9 protein-coding genes are annotated in these 8,888 nt (G+C 63.3%); 7 read left to right on the top strand and 2 right to left on the bottom strand.

Annotation, left to right across the window (positions count from 1 at the left end; genetic code table 11):
• Window positions 1–118 precede the first annotated feature (118 nt).
• The 5 genes from HMPREF2674_RS05835 (at window position 119) to HMPREF2674_RS05855 (ending at window position 4,754) form a co-directional block, all read left to right on the top strand.
• On the top strand, window positions 119–1,279 hold the full coding sequence (locus HMPREF2674_RS05835) for a trans-sulfuration enzyme family protein (RefSeq protein ID WP_070825094.1): 1,161 nt from the start codon (window positions 119–121) through the stop codon (window positions 1,277–1,279).
• Between the two features lie 98 nt (window positions 1,280–1,377).
• The gene (locus HMPREF2674_RS05840) at window positions 1,378–2,223 is read left to right on the top strand and encodes a transporter substrate-binding domain-containing protein (protein ID WP_049347073.1); all 846 of its coding nucleotides are present in this window, start codon (window positions 1,378–1,380) and stop codon (window positions 2,221–2,223) included.
• A gap of 267 nt (window positions 2,224–2,490) precedes the next feature.
• On the top strand, window positions 2,491–3,309 hold the full coding sequence (locus HMPREF2674_RS05845; protein WP_070825095.1) for a transporter substrate-binding domain-containing protein: 819 nt from the start codon (window positions 2,491–2,493) through the stop codon (window positions 3,307–3,309).
• Window positions 3,310–3,337: 28 nt separating this feature from the next.
• Window positions 3,338–4,012, top strand: a complete 675-nt coding sequence (locus HMPREF2674_RS05850) for an amino acid ABC transporter permease (RefSeq protein ID WP_070825096.1) — start codon at window positions 3,338–3,340, stop codon at window positions 4,010–4,012.
• On the top strand, window positions 4,005–4,754 hold the full coding sequence (locus HMPREF2674_RS05855; RefSeq protein ID WP_070825097.1) for an amino acid ABC transporter ATP-binding protein: 750 nt from the start codon (window positions 4,005–4,007) through the stop codon (window positions 4,752–4,754). Before HMPREF2674_RS05850 ends, HMPREF2674_RS05855 begins: the two co-directional genes overlap by 8 nt.
• Window positions 4,755–4,847: 93 nt before the next feature.
• On the opposite strand, the gene HMPREF2674_RS05860 is transcribed toward HMPREF2674_RS05855, so the two are convergent.
• Window positions 4,848–5,657 (bottom strand): trimeric intracellular cation channel family protein, encoded by an 810-nt coding sequence (locus HMPREF2674_RS05860; RefSeq protein WP_049333917.1) that lies wholly within the window; start codon window positions 5,655–5,657, stop codon window positions 4,848–4,850.
• A gap of 428 nt (window positions 5,658–6,085) precedes the next feature.
• Here HMPREF2674_RS05860 and HMPREF2674_RS05865 point away from each other — a divergent pair, with 428 nt between their 5' ends.
• Complete coding sequence (locus tag HMPREF2674_RS05865; protein ID WP_246826185.1) at window positions 6,086–7,381, top strand: multidrug effflux MFS transporter; 1,296 nt, start codon at window positions 6,086–6,088, stop codon at window positions 7,379–7,381.
• Window positions 7,382–7,478: 97 nt separating this feature from the next.
• Complete coding sequence (locus HMPREF2674_RS05870) at window positions 7,479–8,129, top strand: L-alanine-DL-glutamate epimerase (RefSeq protein WP_070825098.1); 651 nt, start codon at window positions 7,479–7,481, stop codon at window positions 8,127–8,129.
• Window positions 8,130–8,259: 130 nt separating this feature from the next.
• Here the strand turns inward: HMPREF2674_RS05870 and HMPREF2674_RS05875 are convergent, their stop codons facing one another.
• Window positions 8,260–8,700: a GNAT family N-acetyltransferase gene (locus tag HMPREF2674_RS05875; RefSeq protein WP_070825099.1), complete on the bottom strand. Its 441-nt coding sequence runs from the start codon at window positions 8,698–8,700 to the stop codon at window positions 8,260–8,262.
• Window positions 8,701–8,888 lie beyond the last annotated feature (188 nt).

The raw sequence follows: 8,888 nt of genomic DNA on the forward strand, positions 1-8,888 counted from the left end.
CCCCCGTGACTCGGGGCTAGAACGGCATAAAAAATGCGGGTAGGGTAAATCCCGGATACACGACGACACCCAGCAGCTACACCCGCGTTCGGGGTAGCCCGAACGGAAGAGAACCACCATGAGCCAGCAGAACCAGCTCGAACCGACCGGTTTCACGACCCGCACCATCCACGCCGTGCACGATGCCCGCTACGATGCGTCCGTGCCGCCGGTCTACCTGGCGAGCACCTTCGGTACCGCCGGCGAGGACACCACCTACATGTACCAGCGCGGCGCGAACCCCACCCGCGATAACCTGCAGGCGACCCTCGCCGCCCTCGAGGGTGCGGAGCACGCCTACGCGTACCCCTCCGGCATGGCGGCAACCGCGGCGGCCCTCGGCATTCTGGAGGCGGGCGACACCCTGCTGCTGGGCATGCCGACCTACGGCGGCACCTACCGCTTCGCGACCACCGAGCTGACTAAGCGCGCCGTGAAGACCCGCTTCATCAGCGACTTCACGACCCTGAGCGATGAGGACTTCGCCCCGGACGTGAAGGTCGTCTTCCTTGAGACCCCCACGAACCCCACCCTGCAGGTCACCGACATTGCCGCGGTTGCGGAGCTGGCGCACCGCCACGGCGCCCTGCTGATCGTGGACAACACCTTCATGACCCCCTACCTGCAGCGTCCCCTGGAACTCGGCGCGGACATCACCGTGCAATCTGCCACCAAGTTCCTGGCCGGCCACGCAGACCTGCTCGCCGGCGTCGCGGCCACGAACGACCCCGACCTGGCCATTCTGCTGCACCGCGGTCAGCTCGTCAGCGGCGCGCTGCTGCCCCCGATTGACTCCTACCGCCTGCTGCAAGACGTGAAGACCCTGGCCCTGCGCCTGGAACGCCAGCAGCAGAACGCCCGCGAGCTCATCGAGTTCCTCTCCGAGCGCCCCGAGGTCGAGAAGATTTTCTACGCCGGCAACTCCTCCGAGGAACAGGCGGAGGTGCAGTCCCGCCAGGCCCGCGGCATCGGTTCCGTCTTTTCGTTGCTGCTCAAGGACGGCGGCGACGCGCAGGCCTTCGCCCGCGCCCTGCCCATCTTCGTGAACGCCGTGAGCCTGGGCGGTATCGAATCGCTCGTGAGCCTGCCCGCGCACACCACGCACGGCGCCTACGCCCAGGAACACCGCGACGAGTTCGGCGTGGACGACCGCCTCGTGCGCCTGGCAATCGGCATTGAGGATGTTCAGGACCTCATCGCGGCCCTGGAGATTGGTCTGAAGGCCGCCTTCGCCGGCTAGGTTCGTGCCGCCGGTTCATACCGCTGGCGAACGTCGCCGGTCCGTACCGCAGATTTCAACTTTCACACCACACATCAACGTAGATTAAGGAACCAAGAATGACCGTTCTCAACACCTTCACCGTGCTGAACCGACGCTCCCTGCTACTGGGCGCGGCCCTCGCCGGAACCACCGGCCTGCTCGCCGCCTGCTCCGGCGGTAACAGCTCCAGCTCGGGCTCCGCACAGAGCTCCTCCAACCTGCTGGAGTCCATCAAATCCGCGGGCAAAATCCGCATCGGCGTGGAGGGCACCTATCGCCCCTACACCTATCACGACGCCTCCGGTAAGCTCGCCGGCTTCGAGTACGACATCGCCGAGACCCTCGCCAAGGACCTGGGCGTGACCGCCGAGTACATCGAAACCCCCTGGGACTCGCTTATCGCCGGCGTGGACGCGGGCCGCTACGACATCGTGCTCAACAACGTGGCACCCACCGAGGAACGCAAGAAGAAGTACGATTTCTCCGTGCCCTACGCGCACTCCCGTGCCCGCGTGGGCGTGAAGAAGGACTCGAGCCTGAAGAACGCTTCCGAAATCTCCGGCCACACCGCCGCCCAGAGCGCGACCAGCAATTACCGCAAGCTCGTAGAGGAACGCGGCGCCACCATTATCGAGGTCACAGGCTTCGATGAGGCTATCGAGCAGGTGCTCACCGGCCGTGCCGAGCTGACCGCCAACGACTCCGTGTCCTTCGCCGAGTACTTCAAGGAGCACCCGGACGCCAACCTGCGCCTGCTGGAGGGTGAGGTTGGCCCCGGCACCAACGTTGCCGTTCTGCTGCCCAAGAACCAGACCGCGCTGAAGGATGCGATTGACGCCTCCATCAAGAAGCACCTGGGCAACGGCGATTTCAAGGCCATCTTCGAGAAGCACGTGGGCGAGGACTTGAGCCCCGCCTCCTAAGCTTTCGTGAAAGGCTCGGAAGGGGCCCGGAAAGGGCTCACCCGCCAGGACTTCTGACACCGCGTCGTGGTTGATGTCTCAGCCGCTTTTCCCGTATTGATGAGAGAATATGACGGAATATTACGTTGAATTCTCTCGGGTTGGGAATAGCTGTAGGATAGCCAGCGTTGCACCCGCTAAGAAGGGGCACCCCAACGATGCCCCGAGTAAACACAGGGTGACAGCCCGCAACTACAAGAGCATCAACTACGACGCTAAGGAAGAACCATGTCCGCAATGATTAACCGCCGCACCGTCCTCGCAGGCACCGCCTTCACCGGCCTGGCAGCCCTGCTCGCCGCCTGCGGCTCCAACGGCGGCAGCACCGCATCCAGCACCAACAAGCTGGAGGCTATTAAGTCTGCCGGCAAGATTCGTGTGGGCCTGGAGGGTACTTACCGCCCCTTCTCCTTCCACGACTCGAACGGCACCCTGGTCGGTTTCGAGAAGGAAATCGTCGACCTGATCGCCAAGGACCTGGGCGTGACCGCCGAGTTCATCGAGACCCCCTGGGATTCGCTGATTGCAGGTGTGGACGCCGATCGCTACGACATCGTCATCAACAACGTCTCCGCAACCGACGAGCGCAAGCAGAAGTACGACTTCTCCGTACCCTACCTCTACTCGGAGCCGAAGGTCGCCGTGAAGAAGGACTCCTCCCTGCAGAACGTGAGCGAGATTTCCGGCCACTCCTCGGCGCAGTCTGAGACTTCGAACTTCCGCAAGATGGTGGAGGCTAAGGGCGCCTCGATCGTGGTTGTTTCCGGTTTCGATGAGGCTATCGAGCAGGTCCTGTCGGGGCGCGCCGAGATGACCGCGAACGACTCCGTGTCCTTCGCTGAGTACTTCAAGGAGCACCCGGACGCTAACCTGCGCCTGCTCTCCGGCGACCTGGGCACCGGCAGCAACTCCTCCATCCTGATGGCTAAGGGCCAGGACGCCCTGCGCAACGCCATCGACGAGTCGCTGAAGAAGCACCTGCAGAACGGTGACATCAAGGCGATTTACGAGAAGTACGTGGGCGAAGACCTCTCCCCGAAGAACTAACACTCTCATAAGGAGCTGAGTTCCGCGCATGGAACGCTACCTCAACCTCTGGGCAGAATCGCTGCCGCAGCTGCTGACCTCGACGGTGGCAGTGACCATTCCGCTATCGCTCATCTCCTTCGCGCTGGCGCTGCTGGTGGGCATCGTGTCCGCCGGCGCGCGCACGAGCCGCTTTGCCCCGGTGAACTGGCTGGCGTGGCTGTATATCTGGGTCTTCCGTGGCACCCCGCTGCTGGTGCAGCTGTTCATCGTCTTCTACGGCCTGCCGAAAGTCGGTATCGCCCTGGACGTGTGGAGCGCCGCCATCATCACGATGAGCCTGCACACCGGCGCGTACGTGGCTGAGACCTTCCGTTCCGCTGTGGCGGCTATCCCCGGCGGCCAGTTTGAGGCGGCAGCGACCCTGAACTTCACCCGCATGCAGACCCTGCGCTACGTCGTGATTCCGCAGGCGGTGCGCATCGCACTGCCGAACCTGGGCAACAACTTCATCGACCTGATTAAGGGCACCTCGCTGGTGTCGGTCATCTCGATGGTCGATCTGTTCCAGACCGGCAAGCAGATTGCTTCGCGTACCTTCGAGCCGCTGGCAATGTACTCTGAGGTCGCCCTCGTCTACCTGGTAATTTTTACCGTGCTGACCGCCGCGCAGTCGGCCCTGGAGAAGTACAGCAACCGTTACGTAAGGAGCCGCAATGCTTAGCGTGGAATCCCTCTCGAAGAGCTTCGGTGAGACGCAGGTTCTCAAGAACATCAGCCTGGACATCCCCGACGGTGAGACCACCGTCATTCTGGGCCCCTCCGGTAGCGGCAAGTCGACCCTGCTGCGCTGCCTGAACCTGCTGGAAACCCCGCAGTCCGGCACGCTCACCATCGACGACGCGCAGGTGGACTACAGTCAGAAGCTCACCGACGCGCAGGTGCGTGATATCCGCTCCCGCTCGGCGATGGTGTTCCAACAGTTCAACCTGTTCCCGAACTACACGGCGCTGAAGAACGTGGCGCTCGCCCCGACCCTCAACGGCACCCTGGACGCCAAGCAGGCGCAGGAGCGTGCCCGCGAGCTGCTCGCCAAGGTGGGCCTAGCCGATAAGGCCGACTCCTACCCGGAATCGCTCTCTGGTGGCCAGCAGCAGCGCGTGGCGATTGCCCGCGCCCTGGCGCTGGAACCGGCATACCTGCTCTTCGACGAGCCGACGAGCGCCCTGGACCCCGAGCTTGAGGCCGAGGTGATTCGCGTGCTCATGCAGCTGGCGAAGGAAGGCCGCTCCCTGGTCATCGTGACGCACAATATGGCGTTCGCGAAGAAGGTTGCGGACCGCATCGTGTTCCTGGAGAACGGTACGCTGCGCTACAACGGCGAGCCGACCGGCTTCTTCGCCTCGGGCGACGAGCGCATCCGCAAGTTCCTGACCGTGTACGACAGCACCGAGTACACCATCTAGCCTGCCGCACTAGCCCTGCCTCAGCGCATGGCGGCGGAGCCCAAAACGGAAGGGTGGGCCGGTTCCCTACGGGGATACCGACCCACCCTTCCGCTATTTTTCGTCCCTGCGGGGCCTGGTTCGCGCCTTAGCGCGGCGGTACTCATCCAGTTGCTCGGGGCTGACCACCTGCAGCTGATCGGTGAGCGGCTCACCCGGCGACCAGCCCTCGTTATGCACCGCGCTTTCTTTGCGGTTGAAGAAGGTGAACAGGCGCGGGCGGTGCACATGCAGGCCGCCCGGGGTGGTGGGCAGCTGCCAGTTCCGCGCGTGGGAGAGCACGCCCAGTATCAGGCACAGGAGGATGGACAGCGCCATCGCCAGGTTTGGGCGGTGGAAAAGGCCCGTCACGAGGGCCGTCTCCGCGGCGCCGACTAGGGCGACGGTCGCGTACAGGGAGTTACCGCCAAAAATCGCGGGAATACGGTTGACCATGATGTCGCGAATCAGGCCGCCACCCACGGCGGTGGTGATGCCCAGGGTAATGGACGGCAGCCAGTGCAGGCCCAGGTTCAGGGACTTGATGGTGCCGGTCGCGGCCCAACACCCCATGCCCACGAAGTCCACGACGAGCAGGGTGCGGGTTGCCCAGCGGGCGCTCAGATCAATGCTGTACGCCAGGATGGACGAGCCGATTGCGCCAATCCAGTAGCCGCCGTCGGTGAGCGCCACGGGCAGGCCCGAGTTCAGCAGCACGTCACGAATCAGGCCGCCGCCCATACCGCAGGCAACGGCGAGCAGCAGGAAGCCCACAATGTCGAACCGGAAGGCGCGCGCCACGGCACCGCCGAGCAGGCCGTTGGCGACAACGGCGGCAATGTCGACGATGCGGAATACCTGGTCGGGGTCAAAGAACTCATGCATGGGCGTTCTCCTGCGTACGTGATGCGTGTGCTGTGGGTGTCGGTAGGGGAAGTGCGCGCAACGGGGGGGGTCGGGTGACGACGTTATCACCGCATCCGGCTCTGTTTGCCTGTGCGCGTACCTGAATTGGCACCGATTTATTGTAGCCCCGGGTTCGGCAACGCTCCTAGTTGAGAGCGAGTCAAATCGGGGAACGGACCCCAAGCCCCAAGCCTCGAGCGGTTCGGCGGGCGGATGTTTCATTTCCGTGGGGCCCTGCGCGGGCGTACACTGGTTAACCACCCGTTTTATCCGCCCACGGGTTTTTCTATGCCCTCTTGCGGAGGAACCACCTCGCCCCGAGGGCCACGGGCGGTAACACGCAGACATAATCTCATACAGTATCGCTGAGACGCGAGCATGCCCCGCGCCTCAAGAATTAAGGACATATGGCCTCATCTCTAACGAATTCTGAGACGGCTGCTGACGCATCCACCGCCTCGTCCACTTCTCACTCAACCTCTCGGGGCGCAGCAGAGCCCCACACGGCCCACCCCGATAACTACGGGGCGAAGCGCACCCTTCTGCTGTACATCACGCTCAGCGCTCTCATGGCCTGCACGGCCCTCGCGACGGATATTTTCCTGCCGGGCGTTCCCGAAATCACCGCGGAACTCGGTTCCGGCGAAGAACTCATGATTACCAGCTTCCTGCTGGGGTTCGCGCTGGCTCAGCTGATTCTGGGCCCGGTGAGCGACCGTGTGGGCCGTAAGATTCCACTCTCTGCGGGCATGATTGTTTTTGCCCTCGGCGCCGCATGGTGTGCTGTTGCTGACACCATGCCGGAGCTCATCATCGCCCGTATTCTGCAGGCCGTTGGCGCATGCACCGGACCCATGCTGGCGCGCGCCATCGTGCGTGACCTCTACGAGGGAACTCGCGCCGCGCAGGTGCTCTCCACGCTCATGCTGATTATGGCGCTCGCCCCGATTCTCGGGCCGCTCATGGGCGGTTTCCTGGTGGTGGCTGGCGGCTGGCGCTGGACTTTCTGGGCTATTGCTGCCGTAGCGCTCATTATTTTCGGGCTGATTCTGTTCCTGCCCGAGTCCCTGCCCCCGGCTAAGCGCGATAGCGGCTCGATTCTTTCGGCGTTTGTGAACTACCCGGTGCTCTTTAAGAACGGCCCGTTCATGCGTTACGTGCTGTGCGTGTGCTTCTACTACATTTCCATTTACGCGTTTATCACGAACTCTTCGACCGTGTACATCACCCACTTCGGCGTGGATCCGCGCTACTACGGTCTGCTGTTCGGAATGAACATGATTGGCGTGATGAGCCTGACCGCTTTCAACAAGCGGTGGGTGAAGAACTACAGCCTGCGCGGCATCCTCAAGGTCGCCACCCTGGTTGCCACTGTGGCGGGTGTGGCGCTTGCTACCACTGGCGTGACCGGTGTGGGTGGCCTGTGGGGTGTGGTGGTCACGGTGTTCTTCGTGTTCGGCATGAACGGTGTGGTGGCGGCCTGCACGAACGCGGCAGCTTTGAACTCGGTGGAGCCCGCTGTTGCCGGTACCGCCGCGGCGCTGCTGGGTTCCTTCCAGTACGGTAGCGGCATCATTTCTTCGCTGCTGTTGGCGTTGAGCCCCCTGAACGCGGTGGAGTCCATGGCGGTGATGATGTTTGCCGGTACGGCATTGTCGGCGCTCATGGTGTGGTTGCCTTCGCGCAGGCGGAACGCTCGCTAAGCTGGGTCTAGACGAATACTAGAGGCATGTGGCCCGGTCGTTTGATAGACCGGGCCACATCGCAAATCGTTATCTGCGTAAGGTGAAAGGAGCCGCCGTGGCGGTATCTCGCGACGAAGTTTTCGAAATCCTGCGGGGCGTGGTGCCCCGCCTGGAGGAGGCGCTTCCCGGCTGGTCGGTGCGCCCCAATATCACGGGTACCGGCGCGGCGGGGCTCTACCTGGACGGCCCCGCAATCTACCGGGACGGCGAGCCCCTGGCCGGCGTGAACGCCGAGGGTGAGCCGGTCGCGCGGCACCTGTGCGGCACGATTCAGACCGCTGACCGCGGTCTACCGCAGGAGCTGGGGCAGGTGCGTTACCAGTACATCCTGGGCGTGAGCGTGGCGGAGCACGAGAGCGAGTATCCCGAACTGGCCGACCTGGCGAGCGTGGGGGAGCCGAGCTGGGTTCCTGCGCTGAGGGCCCTGGAGGCGCTGGTGGAGTCCGAGGGCCGCGAGGCGCTGTTCATCAGCCGCGGCGGGTACGTGCCGGGTCGCCGCGCCCTGGGTAAGCGCCGCGTGGCGCTGCGGCGCGAGTTCTTTCCGGGTAAGCCCTGGCTGGGTTTGGGCACGATTGACTGGTGCGCGGGCGTGCGCTCGACCCCGGTGTACGCCGAGGATCTGGTGGCTCTGGTGGCCGCGGCGACGCGCCTGGCGAGCGGCTGGGATGTAGCCCTGCGCACTGGCGCTGCGGACAGTCAAAAGTAGTTAAAACAGAGCGGCGCATCCGACCCGTGACGGGTGGATGCGCCGCTTCTGTGTAAGCTCTGACGCTTAGTGGGTTTAGCCCAGTGCCTCAGCCAGTTTGAACGAGTTGAGTCGCATGCGAGATATTGCCTTATCGATAGCATGCAAGGGTGATGCATCCTGCCGCCTCTACGGGGGCGTAACCGTAGCGTTTGTATAGCGCAACGGCGTGTTCAGTACCGACGTCGGTAGTAATGAGTCGCTGTCGAATGTCTTCTCGGTCAAAGTCCTCAATGACACGCTTTAGAAGCGCAGAACCAACGCCCTGACGCTGGGCATGCGGATGCACTAGGAGGTCCTGAATGTAGGCGATAGAGTGTCCATCCCCGATGGCGCGTACTAGCCCGATGAGCCGTCCTGTTCCTTCTGTGGTTGCCTCTCGTGCTGTGTAGAGATACCGCGACCCTTCCACCATCGGGATGAGGCGTTCGGGTGTTTTGGTATAGGCGCTCCACCCTACAGAATCGTAAAGCTCGGTGAGTTCTTCCACGCTGGGCAGGGGGCTGGTGGAGTCCAAAATACAGTACTGCATACAGGCATTGTATAGCGCCAAATCGGGGGAGCTAGGAAACCGCCGCCCAACACGTTTTTAGCTACTGCAGGGCATAATCTGGGCATAAAGGAAGCGGCGCATCCGACCCGTAAAGGGGCGGACGCGCCGCTTCTCATCTCTCCTGCATCGCTACGGATGCGTCACCAAGACGGCACGGGGGGGGGGGG

This window comes from Rothia sp. HMSC062F03 (assembly GCF_001836905.1).
In the GTDB taxonomy this organism is placed as follows: Bacteria; Actinomycetota; Actinomycetes; order Actinomycetales; family Micrococcaceae; genus Rothia; species Rothia mucilaginosa_A.